Genomic DNA, 19,729 nt, shown 5'->3' on the forward strand with positions numbered 1-19,729 from the left:
ATGCACCCGATCCTGAAACTCGTTGCCCAGCGCCTTGCGCTGGGCATCATTCTGCTCTTTGCAGCATCCATCCTGATTTTCGGCGGCACCATGATGCTGCCCGGCGACGTGGCCCAGCAGATCCTCGGCCAATCCGCCACCCCGCAAGCGCTGGAAAACCTGCGCGCCGAGCTGGGCCTGAATGAACCCGCCCTCAGCCGCTATTTCAACTGGCTTGGCGGTATTCTACAGGGCGATCTGGGCACCGCGCTGACCAATGGCCGCGACATCGCCGAAAGCCTGTCGGGCCGCCTCAGAAACACGCTTTTCCTCGCCTTCTGGGCGGCCGTCATCTCGGTCCCGCTGGCGATTTTCCTTGGCCTTCTGGCCGTCCGCTACAAGGACCGTTGGCCGGACAAGCTGATTTCCGGCGTGACCCTGACCACCATCTCCATCCCCGAATTCATGATCGGCTACGTGCTGATCTACTGGGTATCGATCCAGCTGGGCTGGTTCCCTTCCGTGGCAATCATCAACGATTCCATGAGCCTGGGCCAGAAACTTAATGCAATCGCGATCCCCGTGATGGTACTGACGCTCGTGGTCCTCGCGCACATGATGCGCATGACCCGCGCCGCGATCCTGAACGTGATGCAATCGGCCTATATTGAGACCGCCGAACTCAAGGGCATGGGGATGCTCAAGATCATCTCCAAACACGCCTTCCCCAACGCCATTGCGCCCATCGTCAACGTGGTGATGATCAACCTTGCCTATCTGGTCGTGGGCGTCGTGGTGGTGGAGGTCGTCTTTGCCTATCCCGGCATGGGGCAATACCTGGTGGACCACGTGGCCAAACGCGACGTGCCCGTGGTGCAGGCCTGCGGCCTGATCTTTGCAGCCGTCTACATCAGCCTGAACCTGGTTGCGGACATTGTCTCCATCCTCGCCAATCCAAGGTTGAGGCACCCTAAATGAATTTTTCACCGAGAAAATTCATTTCGTGCGACCAAGCGTTTTTGCAAAGCAAAAGCGCCAGGAGACACCCGGTGCAGAATGAAGACCAAAGCAGCGGGTTCCGACCATGAAGAACATCCCCCTCGCCGCGCTCATCGGCCTGTTCTTCACCGGGCTCTACTTCCTCATGGCAATCTTCGCGCCCCTCATCGCGCCCTATGGCATGGCCGAAGTCGTGGGCGATGTGTGGGAGCCGCCATCAGACCAATTCATTCTGGGCACCGACAGCATCGGGCGTGACCTGCTGACCCGCCTCATCTTCGGGGGCCAGACCACGATCTTCATCGCCACCATGGCCACGCTGCTCAGCTTCGTGACCGGGGCCACACTGGGCTTTTTCGCCGCTGTCACTGGCGGCTGGGTGGATCAGGTCATCAGCCGCTTTGTCGATCTGATCATGTCCATTCCTTCATTGATCTTCGCGCTGGTCGTCCTGTCGGTCATGCCCACCACGCTGACGATTCTGATCGTGCTGATGGGCCTTCTGGACAGCACCCGCGTCTACCGCCTCTCGCGCGCCGTGGCCGTGGACATCACGGTCATGGAATACGTCGAAGCCGCGCGCCTGCGGGGTGAAAAAACCGTCTGGATCATCTTCCGTGAAATCCTGCCCAACGCCCTGTCGCCGCTGGTCGCTGAAATGGGCCTGCGCTTCATCTTCATGGTGCTCTTCATCTCCACCCTGTCGTTCCTTGGCCTTGGCGTGCAACCGCCGCAAGCGGACTGGGGCGGCATCGTGAAAGAGAACAAGGAAGGCATCAACTACGGCATCGCCGCGGCCCTCTATCCCGCTTTCGCGATTGCCACACTCTGCATCTCCATCAACCTCGTGGCGGACTGGATCCTCAACCGCACCACATCGCTCAAGGGGGGGCGCGGCTGATGTCTGAACCATTGCTCAAGGTCCGTGGCCTCAAGATCGGGGCGACCATCTTCCCCCCAGGCGAACGCCCCCGCGATATCGAGATCGTGCACGGTGTGGATTTCGATCTGGCACCCGGCAAGGTGCTGGGCCTCATCGGGGAATCCGGTGCGGGTAAATCCACCATTGGCCTTGCCGCGATGGCTTACGGCCGTGGCGGCGTGGAAATCACCGGCGGTGAAGTCACCGTCAGCGGCCGCGACATTCTCAAATCCGGCATGCGCGACGTGCGCAAACTGCGCGGGGGCGAAGTCACCTATGTTTCCCAATCTGCCGCCGCGTCGTTCAACCCGGCCAAACGGATCATGGAGCAGGTGACCGAAGCCGCAATCCTGCAAGGCAAATTCTCCCGCAAGGACGCCGAAGCCCGCGCGGTGGAACTCTTCAAGAAACTCGGCCTGCCCGACCCCGAAACCATCGGCAACCGCTATCCCCACCAGGTCTCCGGCGGCCAATTACAACGCTGCATGACCGCCCTTGCCCTTTGCCCCGAACCTGATCTGGTGGTGTTTGATGAACCCACTACGGCGCTTGACGTGACCACCCAGATCGACGTGCTGGCCGCGATCAAGGACGCAATCCGCGACACCGGCGTGGCGGCGATCTATATCACCCACGATCTGGCGGTCGTCGCACAGGTCAGCGATCACATCATGGTGCTGCGCATGGGCGAGATGGTCGAATACGGTACCACCGACCAGATCATCAACGCACCCAAGGAAGAATACACACAGGCGCTTGTTTCCGTCCGCTCCATCCAGCACGAAGAAAAGCAACCCACCGACAATCCCCTCCTGCGGGTCGAAAACATCACCGCGCGCTATCGCGGCACCAACTTCGACGTCCTGAAGGATGTCACGGTGGATTTGCACCCCGGTCAGACGCTGGCGATCGTTGGTGAATCCGGGTCCGGCAAATCCACCCTCGCCCGCGTCATCACGGGCCTTCTGCCCCCCTCCGAAGGCACCATCACCTTCGACGGGCGCACCCTGACCCCCGATCAGCCCAGCCGTCCCATCGACGATTTGCGCGAATTGCAGATGATCTACCAGATGGCCGACACCGCGATGAACCCGCGCCAGACCGTCGGAACCATCATCGGACGCCCGCTGGAATTCTATTTCGGCCTCAGGGGCAAGGCCAAGCAGCAACGCATTCAGGAACTGCTGGACGAAATCGAACTGGGCGACGGCTTTCAGGACCGCTATCCGGCGGAGCTTTCCGGCGGCCAGAAACAGCGTGTGTGCATCGCACGGGCACTTGCGGCCAAACCCAAACTGATCATCTGTGATGAGGTCACCTCCGCCCTCGATCCGCTGGTGGCCGATGGCATCCTCAAGCTCTTGCTCAACCTGCAAAAGATCGAGGACGTCGCGTATCTTTTCATCACCCACGACCTTGCGACCGTGAAGGCCATCGCCGACAGCATCGCCGTGATGTATCAGGGCGCGGTCGTGCGCTACGGCTCCAAGTCGCAGGTGTTGTCACCGCCGTTTGATGATTACACCGATCTTTTGCTCAGTTCCGTGCCGGAAATGAAACTGGGCTGGCTCGAAGACGTGCTGGCCCACCGCAAGATGGAAAGCGCCGGGAACTAGGGTCACGCGCACCTTTGAAGCCGGGATCGCGACGGTCAGATTACAGGTCCATCATGCCCTCACCTTCCCCCTCTCCCGTCCCTGTCGTCCTTCTGGGGGCGACCGGCACGGCCGGACACGCCACGGCACATGCCCTGAAAGACGCAGGCCATGACGTGCTGGCGTTCGGACGGCGCGATCCGGGGATTAACGGCATAACTGCACAAATCGGCGATGTGGGGGACGTGGCGGCACTGACCAATGCCATGCGCGGGCATGGGGCGCAGGCGGTTGTCTCCTGCCTCGCCTCGCGCACCGGCACCCCGGCAGAGGCTTGGGCGATAGATCACCGCGCGAATGCGGCCGTCCTGGCGGCGGCGCAGGCGGCAGGTGTGCAGCAGATGATCCTGCTCTCCGCGATCTGCGTGCAAAAACCGCGGCTGGCCTTCCAACACGCCAAGCTGGCGTTCGAGGCCGAATTGATTGCCTCCGGCCTGCGCTATTCCATCGTCCGACCCACGGCCTTCTTCAAATCCCTCGCCGGTCAGGTCGCGCGGGTGCAGGCGGGCAAACCTTATCTGCTGTTCGGTGATGGCCGCCTGACCGCTTGCAAACCCATCAGCGACCGCGATCTGGGGCGCTACATCACCGCCTGCCTGAGCGACCCCGCCCTGCAAAACCGCGTCCTGCCCATCGGCGGCCCCGGTCCCGCGCTTACCCCCCGCGACATGGGGGAGTATCTGTTCGAGGCCACCGGAAAGCCGCCCCGTTTCCGCCATGTCCCGCTGCGTTTCATTGGCGGGATCGGCACGGTGCTGGACGCTCTGGGCCGGATCAGCCCCAGACTTGCCACCAAGGCCGAACTGGCGCGCATCGGCCAGTATTACGCCAGCGAATCCATGCTGTTATGGGACGATGTTCAACAAACCTACGATGCCGATGCGACCCTGGAATTCGGGCAGGACAGGCTGTTTGACTACTACGACGCGCTGATCGCCGGGCGCGCCACCCTTGCGCGCGGCGACCACGCCGTTTTTTAGCCACCTGACCCCCTTGCGCTTGGCCACGCCCTGCCCCAGCCTGCGCCAAGCAACCGGAGGACCGACATGGACAAGAAACTGCTGCTGATCATCCTTGACGGCGTGCCTTACCACAACTGGCGCAGGCTGTTCGGCAACCTCGAAGGCTGGGTCGACGCGGGCGACGCGCGGGTATGGAAAATCCGCTCCGTCCTGCCGTCGATCTCCGCCTCCTGCTATGCCTCCATCCATACCGGCGTTTCCCCCGCCGAACATGGCTGCACCGGCAACGGCAACGTCTTTCGCCTGACGCACCCGGATGTGTTTTCCCAGACCCGCAAGGGTGGCGGCATCACCGGCGCGGTCGCGCATTCCTTCTGGTCGGAGTTCTTCAACCGCCATCCCTTCGATTTCGTCCGCGACGTGGAATATGATGAACCGGACAGCGACACCATCAACCATGGCCGCTTCCATACAATGACGGGATATGGGCAAGTCAACCAGATGACGCCGTCTGACGTGGACCTTTTTGGCACGCTGACCAACCTCTGCCTGCGCTTCGGCCTGAACTACGGCATGCTGCACACCTGCACGCTCGACAGCATGGGGCATCGGTTCTTTCACGAAAGCCAGGAGATGGACCACGCCTGCGCGGTGATGGACGAAATGCTGGCCCCTTTCATCCCCAAGTGGCGCGCCGCAGGATACGAGGTGATCGTGACCGCCGATCACGGACAGGACGCGCGCGGGCATCACGGCGGGCGCGATCCGTTACAGCAGGAAGCAGCGCTTTACTATTTCGGTGACGCACAAGGCCCGGCGGAAGATGTGGTGATCGACCAGTTGCAACTGGCGCCGACCATCCTGAACCGCCTCGGCGCGCCGGTTGCGGAGACCATGAAAGCCGAAAGCTTACTCACCCCGTAGGGTGCGCATTCACTGCGCACCGTCCCCCGACCCATCACGCCCAAAGGTGCGCAATAAATGCCCACCCTACGGGCATCCCTCAATACGGCCAACGCCTGTGTCCCAGCGCATCCACAGCCCCGACGATCTCATCAAAGAACGCCCCCGCCCGCGCCGAGCAATGCCGCGCCCGAAGGCATCCATGCACCAACCCCTTGCCGTTAATCCACTCCGCCTGCCCGCCTGCGGCCCGGACCGCATCGCGGTAGGCAGGACCATTGCTGGCCAGCGGATCACACTCCACCGTCAGAACGACCGTCGGGGGCAGCCCCGACAGATCCTTGTCCTGCAACGGAAAATATCGGGTATCCCCCGCAGGCGGGTCCGCAACGCCAAAGCGCAAAACCCTGTAAGCCACCACGTCAGCAGCCGTCAGTTCGGGGGCATGCGCATGCTCTACAAAGCTGCCCTTGTGCCTGTCCGCGCCCAGCTCGGGATAGATCAGAACCTGCCCGATGACCCTGCCGTCTGGCCGCACCTCATGGGTAATGCCTGACGCCAGATTGCCACCCGCGCTGTCGCCCATCAACAGGATGGGCCCGGCAAAGGCTTCCCGCACGCCGGTGTAGGCTGCAAGGGCATCATTGTAGCACGCGGGAAACGGATGCTCGGGTGCCAGCGCATAATCGACCGACACCACCCGCAAGCCCGTCCGCGCACAGATCTCGGCGCAGACATCGTCGTGGCTTTCCAAACCGCCCACGACAAAGCCGCCACCGTGGTAATAGACCACCGTAACCTCCGACGCGGTGGCCATCTCATAAAGGCGACACGACACGCCGCCATATACAAGGTCACGCACCACCACCCCCTCAGGGCGTCCGGCATGAAACGCCGCGCACATCCGGTCATAGACCGCGCGCTGTTCCTCAATGCTCAGCGATACCGCACCGGGCGGGAAATAGGTCGCAGACCGCGCGATATACGCGCTGACCTCGTCATCCAGAAGGCTGTCATAGTCCGGTGGCGTCACGCAACTTCCCAAGGCCGGGTAAAGCTGCCCAGAACCTTGTTCACATCCGCCTCGGACGCGCCATGCATGGCGATCTTCGCGACCAACCCGCGCTTCTTGTCTTCGGTCACCTCCTCGACGCGCGCTGCCAGATCGGCCTTCGTCAACGCCTCATCATAGATGCGGATGATCGCCTCCCGGCGCAGGTCCGGCTTGAAGATCTTGCCAACGGCGGTCTTGGGCAACTCAGGCATGATGGTCATGTGCTTGGGCAGTGCCGCGCGTTCGGTGATGTTGGCCTTGCAGAACGCCATCAGATCATCGGGCGTCACATTGGCCCCTTCGACCAGTTCGACATAGGCGCAAGGCACCTCGCCCGCATGGGCATCCGGCTGGCCAATGGCCCCGGCAAATCCGACCGCCTCGTGGCCCAGCAATGCCTCTTCGATCTCTGCGGGGTCGATGTTGTGACCGCCACGAATGATCAGGTCCTTGGCGCGGCCCGTGATCCACATGTAGCCATCCGCATCAACCCGCCCCAGATCGCCGGTGCGCAGGTGCGTGTCGTTGAAATAAAGACCCTTGTTCTTGTCGGCCTCCGTATAGGTATTGCCGACATAGACACCGGGGTTGGACACACAGATTTCCCCGATCTCATCCACGCCCGCTTCGACATCGCCCTTTGACGATCCCTTGACGATCTTGATGTCCGTGTAGGGAAACGGAATCCCGATGGAGCCGACCTTTTTCACCCCGTCGATCGGGTTGCCCGACACAAGGCAGGTCGCCTCCGTCATGCCGTAACCTTCGACGATGGTCATGCCGGTGGCATCCTCAAACCGTTTGAACAATTCCAGCGGCAGCGGGGCGGAGCCCGAAAACGCCGTCTTGACAGAGGAGATGTCGGCATTCACCGGCACCTGCATCGTCGCGGCCAGCGCCGTGGGCACCGATACAACAAAGGTCACCTTGTAGCGTTCGACCAGCTTCCAAAGGTTGTCGAACACGCCTTCCCCGCGATAGCCCTGCGGCGTGGGGAACACCACATGCGCGCCAGAGGCCAGCGCGCCCATCACCATCACCTGACAGGCCATGACGTGGAACAGCGGCAAGGGGCAAAGCAGAACGTCTTCCTCGCTCAACAACGTGGTCGCACCGACCCAGCCATTGTAGATCGAGCCCGAATAAAGGTGCTGCGCGACCTTCGGCATGCCGGTGGTCCCGCCGGTGTGGAAATAGAACCCCACGCGGTCTTCCTGCACGTCCTCGAAATCAAGCGTGGTGTTCTGCTTGGCAATCTCTGCGTTGAAATTCATGTACTTGGCCTGATTGCCCACCTTGCCCTTGGGCCGGATCAACGGCACGATCCAGGATTTCGGCGGCGTCAGATACCGCACCAGATCGACTTCCAGCACCGTGTGCACACCCGGCGCCATCTTCACCGCTTCGGCGGTCTTTTCGGCCACGTCCGTCTTCGGGAAGGGCCGCAGGGTCACCACCACCGACGCCCCCGTTTCGCGCAGGATGGAGGCGATCTGATCCGCCTCCAGAAGCGGGTTGATGGGGTTTGAAATGCCTGCCACGGCACCGCCCAGCAGGGTCAGCAGCGTCTCATTCGTGTTGGGCAGGACATAAGCCACCACGTCCTTGGGCCCGACACCCAGCGACCGGAACAGGTTCGCGGTCTGGGTGACTTTTTCATGCAACTGCTTCCAGGTCAGCGTTTCCTTCTTGTCGGTCGCACCCGACAGAAGCTGGAAACTCATCGCATCGCGGTTCGGGAATTTGCCCGCCGTCTGGCTCAACTGACCATAAAGCGTGACCGGAACATCGCGGTCCTCCCATGGCATTTCATCTTCAATAGCCTTGCGGTCCTCGAGCCCGGCATATCCCATAGTCTTCCTCCCCTGACGCCACTTGACGGGCGTTGATTTAAGTAGCGCGCAGGATGCTTTGAAACGGCGCGATAATCAAGCAAACCGAGCGGTAAAACCCTGCGTCACTTTGCAGTCCAGACCCCGAAATGCACGAAAGGCGGCTGCATCTGCTGCACCCGCCCCATTCTGATTGGTGTCGGACCGGATCAGGCGGCAGGAATGCGCAACACCTGGCCGGGGTAAATCTTGTCGGGATCCGACAACATCGGCTTGTTCGCCTCAAAGATTTCCATATAGCGCCCACCGCTGCCCAGCGCCTTTTCCGACACCGCCCAAAGCGTGTCGCCCTTTTCAACCGTGTGGAACGTCGGCTCCCCCTCGCCGCCCGCGATCTCGTCCTCGACCTCGGCCACGCCTGCAACGTTGCCCACCGCAAGGATCACCTTTTCGCGCGCTTCCTGACTGGCGGCGGTGCCACTGACCTTGACCTTGTCGCCTTCGACCGTGATGTCGATGCCGTCCGCTTCCAGCCCCAGTTCCTTCAATTCATCCTTGAGCGCGGCACCGCTGACTTCGGGCTCATCATCCCCGCCGAAAACCTTCTTGCCCGCACCTTTTACGAAACTCCACAAACCCATCACGTTTCTCCCTTTGATATCGGTTCACGCAGGCCATGTTTGATGGCCCCCGGTGCATGTGCAAGGGGAAAACGCGCGCAGATTACTCAGCCGCGATGCCGTCGGTGAACTGCAGCCGGGCAAGGCGCGCATAAAGCCCGCCGCGCGCGACCAGTTCGTCATGGGTGCCGATGGCCACGATGCGGCCCCCTTCCAGCACGACGATCCGGTCGGCCTTTTTGACCGTGGCCAGACGGTGCGCCACGATCAGCGTCGTGCGCCCCTCGCTCAGCTTGTCCACCGCCCCCTGCACCGCACGTTCGCTTTCGGCGTCCAGCGCGCTTGTGGCTTCGTCCAGCAACAGCACCGGCGCGCCGCGCAGGATGGCGCGGGCAATGGCGATGCGCTGCTTCTGACCACCCGACAGCATCACGCCGCGTTCGCCCAGAAAGCTGTCATACCCTTCGGGCAGCGCGCTGATGAACCCGTCCGCCGCCGCCGCACGCGCGGCTTCGATCACTTCGGCATCGGTGGCGTCAGGGCGGCCAAACCGGATGTTGTCCGCCGCCGATGTGGCAAAGATCACCGGGTCCTGTGGCACCAGTGCAATTGCCTGCCGGAAGGTCGCGCGGGTCATGTCGCGCAGGTCCACACCGTCCAGCGTGATCCGGCCTGACACCGGGTCATAAAACCGCAGGATCAACTGAATGATCGTGGTCTTGCCCGCGCCGGACGGGCCGACAAAGGCCACTGTTTCACCCGGTTTGATCTCAAGGTCGACCCCCTCCAGCGCGGGGATGTCGGGCCGCGCAGGATAGGTGAAGTTCACCCCTTCAAAGGCAATCGTGCCGCGCACCGGATCGGGCAGCGCCGCGCCCTGCAGCGGGTCTTCGACCGCATCGTCGCTTTGCAGCAGTTCCACCAACCGTTCCGTTGCCCCCGCCGCGCGCTGCAATTCGCCCCAGATCTCCGACAGGGCGGCAACCGCCCCCGCGACCAGCACCGCGTAGATGACAAATTGCACCAATTCGCCTTCCGTCATCGCACCGCTGCGCACGTCGTGCGCGCCGATCCACAGCACGCCGACCACGCCCGCAAAGACCAGAAAGATCACGATCACTGTCATCGCTGCCCGCGTGCGGATGCGGCGGCGCGCCACATCATAGGAGGTTTCGGTCATATCCGCGAAGATGCCGCGCGTGACCCCCTCGTGGGTGAACGCCTGCACCGTTTGCACGGCGCTCAGGCTTTCGGACGCATTACCGGAAGACGCGGCGATCCAGTCCTGATTTTCCCGGCTGATCACCCGCAACCGCCGACCCAGCGTCAGAATGGGCACGATCACCGCAGGCACGATCAGCAACACCAGCCCCGTCAGCTTGGCCGAAGTCAGCAGCATCAGCGCCAGCCCCCCCACGAACACCAGAATATTGCGCAGCGCGATCGACACAGACGATCCGATCACCGACAGGATCAACGTGGTGTCTGTGGTGATCCGGCTCAGGACTTCGCCGGTCATGATGCGTTCGTAAAACGCCGGGCTCATCCCGATGACGCGGTCAAACAGCGCCTTGCGGATGTCCGCGACAACCCGTTCCCCCAGCCGCGTGACCAGCGCATATCGCAGACCCGTGCCCAGCGCCAGAAACCCCGCCACCACGAAAGCGGCCATGAAATAGTAATCCAGCAGCGCCATGTCGGCGGTCTCGAAGTTGTCGACCACGCGGCGCACCGCCAGCGGCAGCGCCAGTGACAGCATCGCGGTCAGCACCAGCGCCAGCAAGGCGGCAAACATCAGCTTCCGGTAGGGCCAGACAAAGGGTGCCAACGCCCGCAACGCACCGATTTTCTTGGATTTCTCGCGCTCCTGCTCTCCGGCGGAACCCGGCGGTGTGGGGGGCGTGGGGGATGATGGGGCGCGGGCCATGAAACGTCCTGAAAACTGCGTCGCAAGGTGATGGCCCGGACAGCCGTCAGGGTCAAGCGCCTGAGGTGTCGCAGGACCGGGTTTTTGCCCCTGCGCCGCGGCTTTGCGGACGACCGGAACCCCGGACGGTGCGAGGTTGGAGCGGGTAGCGGGAATCGAACCCGCACCTTAAGCTTGGAAGGCTCTTATGATACCATTTCACCATACCCGCTCTGACGGCTCAGGCTATATGTAGCGATGATTTGAACGTCAAGGTCAGAACCGCGCGGCGGCGGTGTCGCGACCAAATTCCGCACCCCCTTGCCCTATGCCCTCTGCCCTGCCGCCCTAAGTGATCAGATCATGCTGATCGTTACCCATGATACCATCCGCAACCCCGCGATCCTGCGCGTCCGGCAATTGCCGCGCAAGTTCTTCGGGCGCGTGACCGTCTGGCCGAAAGGCCCGGTCGGGCTGCGGCGCATGCTGCGGATCATGGTGGAATTCCAGGCCCTGCGATACACCATCGCGCTGCTGCCGCTGGTGGCCGTGGGCTTTACGTGGACCGGGCTGGCCCTGCCGCTGGCGCAAGCCCCGCTGTTCATGCTGATCATCCTGTGGTGGGTCGAAATGCGGGTGCTGCGCACCTCTCCGGCCCGCCGCGCGCGGATGATGGATGCCGCCGAAGCGGAACGGGGTCTGGACGTGCTGGCCGTGCAGGCCCGCGCCATCCTCACCCGCATCGCCGCCGGGCGGGACATGCGCGCAGGCCTGTTGCATCTGGTGATCGAACAATCCGAACTGGGGCTTTTTGCACCGCTCACCTATGTCTCCGTCCAGACCGACGCGGGGCCAGAGGTCGTCGCCCTGACCAAGGCGGAGCGGGAGATCATCCACAGCCAGCTTTTCCAGCCTCCCTTGACCGAGCAGCACCTGCACCGGATCAACACCGCGCAGAACACCTTCCTGCGCGACATCACGCTGGAGGCGCGCAGCGTCTCCGCCCATGCGCGACTGGCCGCAGCGCTGGCCTAGCGCGACAGATCAATCAACTGGCCGTAGGGTGCGGTCATGGTCCCGGCATCGGGCAGCGCCCAGATCACCGCAAGCCCTTTGGGCGGTGGCCCTGCATCGCCTTCCAGATCGGTCAGCACCACCAGTGCGGCGGCCTGCAACCTGCGCGCTTCGTCCAACACCGGCCGGAAATCCGTGCCGCCCCCGCGCGGCAGATCGGGCATGGGAAAGCCGGTCTGCGTGGGATCGATGCGGACGCTATGATGGATGCGGTCGTCAAACACCAGCAGATGCAATTCCGCCCGCAAGCGCCGCGCAATGCCCGACACCTCCGCCCAGAACAGCGCAAGGCGCGCATCATCGATCGACCCTGACGCATCAATCGCCAGCACGATCCGCGGCACGTCGCTCAGCAACCGCTGGCCCGGCTCGAACCCCGGTGTCGCACTGCCTGCACGCGCGGCCTGCGCGGTGGCGGCGATCCAGCGGCGCGCGGGGCGGCGATGGCTGGGCTGGGGCAGCACCGTGACCGCGCGCGCCAACGTGCGGCGCAGGATCACTTCCCACGGCGTGCGCGGCTCCGGCATGTCGGCAATGCGGTGGCCGATCCGTCCGATCCCGCGCCCCGCCTGCCGCCCGGCGTCCATCGCGCGGCTCAGATGCTGGCGCCAGCGCGCGGCTTCTTCCACCTGATCCTCCTGCGCGGCGTCGGCAGGTCCGTCGGCAGCGTCAATGTCGCCCGCAAACCCCTGCGCCTGCGCATAGGCGCGTGCCGCGTCGCCCCGGCCCCCGTTCTGGTCCGCCGTCCCCTTGCGCAGCGCATGATAGAGCCGGTCCACGTCCCATTCCGCCAGCGCCGCCTGCGCCGACACCGGCTGGCCCAGCGCTTGGGTCGCCAGTTCCGACAGGGTCACCGCCGGGCGCGGCAGCGCGTAATCGGCTTGCAGCAAGGCTTCGTTCACCAGCGCATCCGCCGCGAGGTTGTACAGATCGTCATCGCACCCTGCCCCGTAACGTACCTGCATCTCCCGCAGGCGCGCGGGATGGCGCAAGGCCACATGCAGGATGTGATGGGCCGCCAGCCCGACCTGTTCATGGCGGGCAAGGGCCTCGAATTCGGGGCCATAGGTGATCGTACTGCCCTGCGTGCGGGTGCTGTCGCCATCCCGGTGCAGGCACCACAGCGACAGGGCGGCCAACGCCGGATCGGTCTCCGCAAGCACCCGCAGGGCCGGACCCGCGCGCGCGGAATGGCCTTGCGGTAGGGCGGTCATACCAGACCGGCCTCCTGCCGCTCCGTCGCGTAGGCGGCATAGGATCGCGAGGTGCGAAAGGCCTCCTGCAACCCGTCGCCCAGCGCCTTGTCGATCAGCAACTCGAACCCGTAGGTGCACAGCTCCCCCAGTGGCAGGGTGGCGAAGGCAGGCTCGGGTCTTTGCGCGGACAGGTTGCGCACCTCGGCCATCACGTCGATCACGGCGTCGATGGTGTCCTTGTCGGCAAGTGTCACCAGCGCATAGACCAGTGCGGTCAATCCGTGCAGGCTGGCCGGGTAGAGCGCGATCCGGTCGGCGGGTTTTGCCGCCAGCATCTCTGTGGCCTGCACCGTTGTGGCGATGTCATCGACGATCAGGATGAATTCCGCTGCCGCCGCTTCGCCCAGCGTGCCCGCGATCAGGATGTCGCGCAGGACCTTGTCCTGCACGGTGTGCAGGATCGTGCTGACCCGCGCCCAGGACCTTGGCGTGCAGGCGATCATCTGGCCCTTGCGCAGTGCGTCTTCGGTGGTTTCCAACAGGTCGGGCCGGGTGCGGATGAAGGCCGTCACCGCCGGGTGTACCCCCTGCGGCACCGCATAGCGCGCCAGCCAATCGGCCGCTTCGGCGCGCACCGACAGGTGGATCAGCCGGTCCGACAGCGCCGTACCCATCTCATAGGCGACCGCGCCGTCTTCCACCGCGTTGCCCGCCGCCAAGATGAAGGCACTGTCCGGCAGATGGTGCGGCCCGACGCGGCGTTCCTGCAAAAGGCCATAGACCGTCGGCTGCAACATTGGGGAAGCCGCGGTCAGTTCATCCAGAAACAGGATGGCCGGGGCATCGGGATCATCGGGCAGGTCTTCGGGGCGGTACCAGACCGTGCGGCGGGTGTCGTGGTCATAAAACGGCAGGCCGCGCAGGTCCTGCGGTTCGATCGTGGTCAGGCGCAGATCGAACAGGCGGCTGCCTGTTTGTGCGGCAAGCTTTTGCACGATGTCGGTCTTGCCGATGCCGGGGCGGCCATGCAGCATCCAGCTTGCAGTCATCTGTCCGGCGGCCTGCGCGGCAAAACCCGCCGCCAGCGCATCCAGCGCCTGCCCTGCCGATATTGGCGAAGTGTTGACGGACATGGCGCCCCTTTCCTGTCGTGACGGTGAAAGGGTAGCGGGATGGCCTTGCGCGGCAAGGGAAGACGGGTCGGGCGGCTAGCTGGCCGCGTCTTCCGCCGCTTCGCTGAGGATGCACAGCACCTGCGACGCGCTGTTCAGGCCCAGCCCGACGCGCTGAAGATGGTCCGCCGCGCGCAAGGCGGCAAAGCCCGCCGCACCGGACGGGGTGGAGGCGAACCCGGCGTCCCGGGCGACCTGCGTGCCGATCTGCGCTTCGTCCTCGGTGATCAGGGCATAGGCATCGGCATCCCGCGCCAGACCCTTGAGCGCGATGAGAGAGGGCATCTTGCAATCAAGCCGCCCCATCTCCGAAACGCCACCGCTGCTTTCGACCGGGCAGCCCGCCACGACGGAGCCGTGCAGCGCCGGGGCCTCGGACGGCTCCACCACAATGATCGTCGGGCCGTCGCCCCAAGCCTTCCTCGCCATCACGGCACAGGCCGCCGCCAGACCGCCGACGCCTGCCTGCAGGAAGATGTGGCTGGGCGCGTGCGGCATCTGGTCCACCGCTTCGGCCATCAGCGCCAGATAGCCTTCCATCACCCTCAAGGGCGGCTCGGTATAGCCTTCCCATGAACTGTCCGACAGCAGGGTCCAGCCATTGTCCGTAGCCGCCTGCCCCGCCGCTTCCATTGAGGCCTCATACATCGCGCCTTCGCGGATCACGTCGGCCCCTTGGGCGCGCAGGCGTGCGGCGAAGGTGTCCGGCACCGTTTCGGCGATATAGACAACCGCGCGCGCGCCAAAAGCCGCGGCACCGGCGGCCACGGACATGCCGTGATTGCCCGCACTTGCGGTGACGTAGGTGACGCCGGACACATCGCCCGCCGCCGCGTCCCGCGCGATCACATGCGCGGCCCCGAGCGCCTTGAAACTGCCCAGCCCCATGCGCCCGCGTTCGTCCTTGACCCAAACCTTGCCGACCCCGCTGGCATGGGCCAGCGCGGGCGCATCGACAAGCGGCGTGGCTGCCGCAACCGGGCAGCGTGCCAGCAGCGCCTGCACCGGTGCGGCATCGGCCAGCGGTGCGGGGATGTCTTCCAGTCCGGCAAGGGGAACGGGGCGTGTGACGTGCAGAATATCCATGGGTTACCCGAACCGCAGGGGTGTGCCGCTGTCAAGGGCGGGTCGCCGTCAAGGACAGGGCGCGCCGGCAGCCTCCCAGTCCATGAGGTCCTGCGCCAGCCGGGCGGGCGATCCGCCAGGCGCGGACCGCCCGGCCCCCGGCGCAAATCCCCAGGCAACGAAGGCGGAGGTGCGGATGTGGTCGGCGATCTCCGCGATGTCCTGTCCGTCCGTCTGGGCGGGGTCGCGCAACTGCGCACAGAGCGCGGAGGCGCTCTGGCCCTGCCACGCAAGGGTCACGGGGGCCAGTTGCCAAGGCTCTTCGATATGAGGTGCGGCGCGCGGCACCGTGTTGGGCGCGTCCGACGTGACATGACAGGTGCGGCACGGCAACCCTTCTGCCCCGATGCGGCTTTCGCCTGCCTGCACGTTCATGCCATGCACCGCGCCCGCGCCATAGATCAGCCCCGCCCACCCCGGCACGCCGCTGTCGCCGACATGGCAATTGGTGCAACGGGGATGCAGAAACGCCTCCGCCACGGGGGCAAAGGCGTCAGCGCCTGCGCCCTGCGCAAGGCCAGCGCCGACCAGCAGCGCAAGGGTCGGAAGAAGCGGCTTCAGAATTCCACCACCGCGCGGATCGACTTGCCTTCGTGCATCAGGTCGAAGCCGTGGTTGATCTCTTCCAGTTTGAGCTTGTGGGTGATCATCGGGTCAATCTCGATCTTGCCGGCCATGTACCAATCCACGATCTTTGGCACGTCGGTGCGGCCCTTGGCCCCCCCGAAGGCCGTGCCGCGCCAGACCCGGCCGGTGACAAGCTGGAAAGGACGTGTGGAAATCTCCGCGCCGGCGGGGGCCACGCCGATGATGATCGATTCACCCCAGCCCTTGTGCGCGCACTCCAGCGCGTCGCGCATGACCTTGGTGTTGCCGGTGGCGTCGAAGGAATAATCCGCCCCGCCCCCCGTCAGTTCCACCAGATGCGCCACGATATCGCCGTCGACCTTCTTGGGGTTCACGAAGTCGGTCATGCCGAAATGTTTGCCCATCTCCTGCTTGTCATCATTGAGGTCGACGCCCACGATCTGATCGGCCCCGGCGAGCTTCAGCCCCTGAATGACGTTCAGACCGATGCCGCCCAGACCGAACACCACGCAGCGCGCGCCGATCTCCACCTTGGCGGTGTTGATCACCGCGCCGATGCCCGTCGTCACGCCGCAACCGATGTAGCAGATCTTGTCGAACGGCGCGTCCTTGCGCACCTTGGCCAGCGCGATTTCAGGCACCACGGTGTGGTTGGCGAAGGTGGAGCAGCCCATGTAGTGATGGATCGGCGTGCCATCGAGCATGGAAAAGCGCGTGGTGCCATCGGGCAGCAGGCCCTGGCCCTGCGTCACGCGGATCTTCTGGCAGAGGTTGGTTTTGCCGCTGAGGCAATATTCGCATTCGCGACATTCGGGCGTGTAGAGCGGGATCACGTGATCGCCCTTTTCCAGCGTTGTCACGCCTTCGCCCACTTCCAGCACCACGCCGGCCCCTTCGTGGCCAAGGATGGCGGGAAAGATGCCTTCGGGGTCATCACCCGAGCGGGTGAATTCATCGGTGTGGCAGAGGCCGGTTGCCTTGATCTCCACCAGCACCTCGCCGCGTTTGGGGCCTTCGAGGTTCACTTCCATGATCTCAAGCGGTTTTCCGGCTTCGACGGCGACGGCGGCGCGGGTTTTCATCATGGCGGTGTCCTTTGCATTTTGACTTTGGAATAACAGGCCCAAGGTGCGGTGGGTTGTCAAGCGGGGGTGATCGGGGAAGCGGTTCGGTTCACCACTGGCAAACAGCGATGCGTTCACCGGTTACCCATGGGTAACCGATTGTTAACAAATGATTAACAACAGCGCGGACTATCCCCGCATCACCTTGCCTTCCGGATCGTAGGGTGACGGCGCAATCACCGTGGCCTTGCGCGCTACGCCGACGACATGCACCGTCAGGTCGGACCCTTCGGATGCATGGCCCATGTCGATCAGCGCCATGGCGAGCGAGGCGTCCACGCAATGCCCGTATCCGCCGGAGGTTATGAAGCCGATCTTGTCCTCCCCCGCCCAGACCGGTTCGTAGCCGCTGGCGTCTGCATCCGAAGCGTCAATGCGCAGGGTCACGAGCACCTTGTCGGGCGTGCCCGCGTCACGTTCCTTCAGCGCGGCGTCCTTGCCGATGAAATCCTTGGACCAGTCGATCCAGCGGTCCATGCCTGTCTGGCCGGGGGTATAGCCTTGGGTGAATTCGGCGGACCAGATGCCGAAGGATTTTTCCAGCCGCAGGCTGAGCAGGGCATTGAAGCCGTATTCGATCATGCCGTGATCCGCGCCGACCGCCAGCAGGGTGTCGCGCAGGGCTTTGATGTCGCCGGCGCGGCAGTGCATTTCATACCCCAACTCGCCCGCGACCGACAGGCGGCCCACGGCGCAGCGCACGAGGCCGACGTCCATCTGGGCGCAGCCCATGAATTTGAGCGCGCCTGCGTCGCCATCGGTGAGTGCGGCGTCCAGAACGGCGCGGGATTTGGGGCCTGCAAGCGACAGGCCGACCATGTCCTCGCCCAGATCGCGGACGGTCACACCGTCTTCCATGTGGTCGTTGAACCAGCGCATGTGCAATGCGCGCAGGTAGTATGATCCGGTGATCCAGTAACGCCCGTCACCCCAGTTGAAGACCGTGAGGTCGCCCTTGAGACGGCCGTCATGGCCCAGCATGGGGGCGAGTTTGATCCGGCCCGGTGCGGGGAGTTTGGAAGCCATCAGGCGGTCGAGCCATGGGGCGGCGTTGGGGCCGGAGACCTCAAAGCGGGAGAAGGCGGAGATGTCCAGCAGCCCGACGCCTGCGCGCACGGCGCGGCATTCGGTGCCGACGATATCGTGGGCATTGGAGCGGCGCAGGGATGGGGTTTCGGTGAAGCCTTGCGGGGCGAAGTAAAGCGGTACTTCGAGGTCCCAGCTTTGGCCCCAGACCGCACCTGCGGCGCTGAGGTCACTGTAGATACCGTTCATTTTCAACGGCCTGCCAGCGGGCAATTGTTCGTTGGGATAGGTCATCACGAAACGGCGGGAATAGAATTGCCCGGTGGTTTCCTTGATGTATTGCTTGTTTTCCGCCCAGATGCCGTAGCGGGCGATGTCCATGCCGTAGACGTCTGCTTCGGGTTCGCCGTGGATCATCCATTCGGCCAGTGATTTGCCCACGCCCCCGCCTTGCAGGAAGCCCGCCATCACGGCGCAGGCGGACCAATAGCCACGCTTGCCCGGCACCGGGCCGACCAGCGGGTTGCCATCGGGGGAGAAGGTGAAGGCGCCATTGACCCATGTCTTGATGCCGACGTTTTCCAGCGCGGGATAGCGGCTGTAGCCCATCATCAATTCGTGTTCGATCCGGTCGAGTTGTTCCTGAAACAGCTCCATCCCGTAGTCCCACGGGGCGCCATCCATGGCCCAGTGTTCGGTGTTCTGTTCATAGATGCCCACCAGCAGGCCCTTCTGGTCCTGCCTTGTGTACGTGAAGCCTTCGAGGTCCACGGTCATGGGGACTTCGAAATCAAGCTCGGCCAGTTCGGGGACGGTGTCGGTGATGAAATAATGGTGCTTGAGCGGGGAGACGGGCAGTTCGATGCCCGCCATGCGCCCGATCTGCTTGGCCCAGAGGCCGCCGGCGTTGACCACATGTTCACACGATATGGTGCCTTTTTCGGTGACGACGTCCCAGCCTTGCAGCGTCTGGTTGAGTTCCAGCACCCGGTTGTGTTCGATCACGGTAGCGCCACGTTTCTTGGCGGCGGTGGCATAGGCGTGCACAGTGCCGGTGGTGTCGATGTATCCTTCGCGGTCGGCCCACATGCCGCCCAGAAGGCCGTCGCCGGACATGATGGGGTTGAGGTCGACGGCTTCCTCGACGGTCACCAGACGGCAATCCTCGATCCCGATGGACTGGAAGGTGCGGTAGGCCGATTGCAGCCATTCCCAGCGATCAGGGGTTCCGGCCATGGTCAGGCCGCCGGTCATGTGCAGGCCGATGTTCTGGCCGCTTTCGGCTTCGATTTCGCTGAGCAGATCAATGGTATAGGCTTGCAGCGCGGCGATGTTGGGATCGGCGTTCAGGGCGTGGATGCCCCCCGCCGCGTGCCAGCTTGAACCGGCGGTCAGCACCGAGCGTTCGACCAGTGCCACATCGGTCCACCCGAGTTTTGCAAGGTGGTAGAGCACGGATGCGCCCACCACGCCCCCGCCGATGACAACAACCCGGTAGTGCGATTTCATGGCGTCCCTTTCCGATCTGGCTTGGGTCAGCAGACCGTTTGGGCGGAACGCAGTCTAGGTCAGAAACGACAAGGGTTGCCGCA

General features: G+C 63.9%; 16 protein-coding genes and 1 tRNA gene. 6 read left to right on the forward strand and 11 right to left on the reverse strand.

Features of this window, described 5'->3' with window-relative positions:
* The 5 genes from AB4X18_RS01475 to AB4X18_RS01495 all read left to right on the forward strand — a co-directional run bounded on the left by AB4X18_RS01475 (position 1) and on the right by AB4X18_RS01495 (position 5,441).
* Positions 1 to 957 (forward strand): ABC transporter permease, encoded by a 957-nt coding sequence (locus AB4X18_RS01475; protein WP_370401935.1) that lies wholly within the window; start codon positions 1 to 3, stop codon positions 955 to 957.
* 106 nt (positions 958 to 1,063) lie between these two features.
* The gene (locus tag AB4X18_RS01480; protein WP_432817009.1) at positions 1,064 to 1,879 is read left to right on the forward strand and encodes an ABC transporter permease; all 816 of its coding nucleotides are present in this window, start codon (positions 1,064 to 1,066) and stop codon (positions 1,877 to 1,879) included.
* The gene (locus AB4X18_RS01485) at positions 1,879 to 3,516 is read left to right on the forward strand and encodes an ABC transporter ATP-binding protein (RefSeq protein ID WP_432817010.1); all 1,638 of its coding nucleotides are present in this window, start codon (positions 1,879 to 1,881) and stop codon (positions 3,514 to 3,516) included. Before AB4X18_RS01480 ends, AB4X18_RS01485 begins: the two co-directional genes overlap by 1 nt.
* A gap of 53 nt (positions 3,517 to 3,569) precedes the next feature.
* Positions 3,570 to 4,535, forward strand: a complete 966-nt coding sequence (locus AB4X18_RS01490) for an NAD(P)H-binding protein (protein ID WP_370401936.1) — start codon at positions 3,570 to 3,572, stop codon at positions 4,533 to 4,535.
* 66 nt (positions 4,536 to 4,601) lie between these two features.
* Positions 4,602 to 5,441, forward strand: a complete 840-nt coding sequence (locus AB4X18_RS01495) for an alkaline phosphatase family protein (protein WP_370401937.1) — start codon at positions 4,602 to 4,604, stop codon at positions 5,439 to 5,441.
* Positions 5,442 to 5,520: 79 nt separating this feature from the next.
* Here the strand turns inward: AB4X18_RS01495 and AB4X18_RS01500 are convergent, their stop codons facing one another.
* The 5 genes from AB4X18_RS01500 to AB4X18_RS01520 all read right to left on the reverse strand — a co-directional run bounded on the left by AB4X18_RS01500 (position 5,521) and on the right by AB4X18_RS01520 (position 11,064).
* Positions 5,521 to 6,453, reverse strand: a complete 933-nt coding sequence (locus AB4X18_RS01500; protein WP_370401938.1) for an alpha/beta hydrolase — start codon at positions 6,451 to 6,453, stop codon at positions 5,521 to 5,523.
* The gene (locus tag AB4X18_RS01505) at positions 6,450 to 8,327 is read right to left on the reverse strand and encodes an acyl-CoA synthetase (RefSeq protein WP_370401939.1); all 1,878 of its coding nucleotides are present in this window, start codon (positions 8,325 to 8,327) and stop codon (positions 6,450 to 6,452) included. The genes AB4X18_RS01500 and AB4X18_RS01505 overlap by 4 nt, the downstream gene beginning before the upstream one ends.
* Before the next feature lie 188 nt (positions 8,328 to 8,515).
* On the reverse strand, positions 8,516 to 8,947 hold the full coding sequence (gene lysM / locus AB4X18_RS01510; RefSeq protein WP_370401940.1) for a peptidoglycan-binding protein LysM: 432 nt from the start codon (positions 8,945 to 8,947) through the stop codon (positions 8,516 to 8,518).
* Between the two features lie 82 nt (positions 8,948 to 9,029).
* Positions 9,030 to 10,853, reverse strand: a complete 1,824-nt coding sequence (locus tag AB4X18_RS01515; RefSeq protein ID WP_370401941.1) for an ABC transporter transmembrane domain-containing protein — start codon at positions 10,851 to 10,853, stop codon at positions 9,030 to 9,032.
* 137 nt (positions 10,854 to 10,990) lie between these two features.
* Positions 10,991 to 11,064 (reverse strand) — tRNA-Gly (locus AB4X18_RS01520).
* A 131-nt stretch (positions 11,065 to 11,195) separates the two neighbouring features.
* Between AB4X18_RS01520 and AB4X18_RS01525 the strand changes: the two genes are divergently transcribed.
* The gene (locus AB4X18_RS01525; RefSeq protein WP_370401942.1) at positions 11,196 to 11,867 is read left to right on the forward strand and encodes a hypothetical protein; all 672 of its coding nucleotides are present in this window, start codon (positions 11,196 to 11,198) and stop codon (positions 11,865 to 11,867) included.
* Here the strand turns inward: AB4X18_RS01525 and AB4X18_RS01530 are convergent.
* The 6 genes from AB4X18_RS01530 to AB4X18_RS01555 form a co-directional block, all read right to left on the reverse strand.
* The gene (locus AB4X18_RS01530; protein WP_370401943.1) at positions 11,864 to 13,120 is read right to left on the reverse strand and encodes a vWA domain-containing protein; all 1,257 of its coding nucleotides are present in this window, start codon (positions 13,118 to 13,120) and stop codon (positions 11,864 to 11,866) included. The genes AB4X18_RS01525 and AB4X18_RS01530 overlap by 4 nt on opposite strands.
* Positions 13,117 to 14,235 (reverse strand): AAA family ATPase, encoded by a 1,119-nt coding sequence (locus AB4X18_RS01535; protein WP_370401944.1) that lies wholly within the window; start codon positions 14,233 to 14,235, stop codon positions 13,117 to 13,119. The genes AB4X18_RS01530 and AB4X18_RS01535 overlap by 4 nt, the downstream gene beginning before the upstream one ends.
* Positions 14,236 to 14,310: 75 nt before the next feature.
* Positions 14,311 to 15,360 carry a pyridoxal-phosphate dependent enzyme gene (locus AB4X18_RS01540; RefSeq protein WP_370401945.1) on the reverse strand — a complete coding sequence of 350 codons (1,050 nt, stop codon included), beginning with the start codon at positions 15,358 to 15,360 and terminating at the stop codon, positions 14,311 to 14,313.
* A gap of 48 nt (positions 15,361 to 15,408) precedes the next feature.
* Entirely contained in the window at positions 15,409 to 15,879 is a 471-nt protein-coding gene (locus AB4X18_RS01545) for a hypothetical protein (RefSeq protein WP_432817011.1), read from the reverse strand.
* A 77-nt stretch (positions 15,880 to 15,956) separates the two neighbouring features.
* A complete protein-coding gene (locus AB4X18_RS01550; RefSeq protein WP_432817400.1) occupies positions 15,957 to 17,069 on the reverse strand; it encodes an S-(hydroxymethyl)glutathione dehydrogenase/class III alcohol dehydrogenase in 1,113 nt (370 codons plus the stop codon).
* A 171-nt stretch (positions 17,070 to 17,240) separates the two neighbouring features.
* On the reverse strand, positions 17,241 to 19,646 hold the full coding sequence (locus tag AB4X18_RS01555; RefSeq protein ID WP_432817012.1) for a GcvT family protein: 2,406 nt from the start codon (positions 19,644 to 19,646) through the stop codon (positions 17,241 to 17,243).
* Positions 19,647 to 19,729: the final 83 nt, after the last annotated feature.

It is taken from the genome of Sulfitobacter rhodophyticola, assembly GCF_041281685.2.
GTDB lineage: Bacteria > Pseudomonadota > Alphaproteobacteria > Rhodobacterales > Rhodobacteraceae > Sulfitobacter.

Bases quoted from the DNA above. Each gene is read 5' to 3' on its own strand.
- AB4X18_RS01475 (WP_370401935.1), top strand. From the start codon at position 1: ATGCACCCGATCCTGAAACTCGTTGCCCAGCGCCTTGCGCTGGGCATC.
- AB4X18_RS01480 (WP_432817009.1), top strand. From the start codon at position 1,064: ATGAAGAACATCCCCCTCGCCGCGCTCATCGGCCTGTTCTTCACCGGG.
- AB4X18_RS01485 (WP_432817010.1), top strand. From the start codon at position 1,879: ATGTCTGAACCATTGCTCAAGGTCCGTGGCCTCAAGATCGGGGCGACC.
- AB4X18_RS01490 (WP_370401936.1), top strand. From the start codon at position 3,570: ATGCCCTCACCTTCCCCCTCTCCCGTCCCTGTCGTCCTTCTGGGGGCG.
- AB4X18_RS01495 (WP_370401937.1), top strand. From the start codon at position 4,602: ATGGACAAGAAACTGCTGCTGATCATCCTTGACGGCGTGCCTTACCAC.
- AB4X18_RS01505 (WP_370401939.1), bottom strand. From the start codon at position 8,327: ATGGGATATGCCGGGCTCGAGGACCGCAAGGCTATTGAAGATGAAATG.
- lysM (WP_370401940.1), bottom strand. From the start codon at position 8,947: ATGGGTTTGTGGAGTTTCGTAAAAGGTGCGGGCAAGAAGGTTTTCGGC.
- AB4X18_RS01515 (WP_370401941.1), bottom strand. From the start codon at position 10,853: ATGGCCCGCGCCCCATCATCCCCCACGCCCCCCACACCGCCGGGTTCC.
- AB4X18_RS01525 (WP_370401942.1), top strand. From the start codon at position 11,196: ATGCTGATCGTTACCCATGATACCATCCGCAACCCCGCGATCCTGCGC.
- AB4X18_RS01530 (WP_370401943.1), bottom strand. From the start codon at position 13,120: ATGACCGCCCTACCGCAAGGCCATTCCGCGCGCGCGGGTCCGGCCCTG.
- AB4X18_RS01535 (WP_370401944.1), bottom strand. From the start codon at position 14,235: ATGTCCGTCAACACTTCGCCAATATCGGCAGGGCAGGCGCTGGATGCG.
- AB4X18_RS01540 (WP_370401945.1), bottom strand. From the start codon at position 15,360: ATGGATATTCTGCACGTCACACGCCCCGTTCCCCTTGCCGGACTGGAA.
- AB4X18_RS01550 (WP_432817400.1), bottom strand. From the start codon at position 17,069: ATGAAAACCCGCGCCGCCGTCGCCGTCGAAGCCGGAAAACCGCTTGAG.
- AB4X18_RS01555 (WP_432817012.1), bottom strand. From the start codon at position 19,646: ATGAAATCGCACTACCGGGTTGTTGTCATCGGCGGGGGCGTGGTGGGC.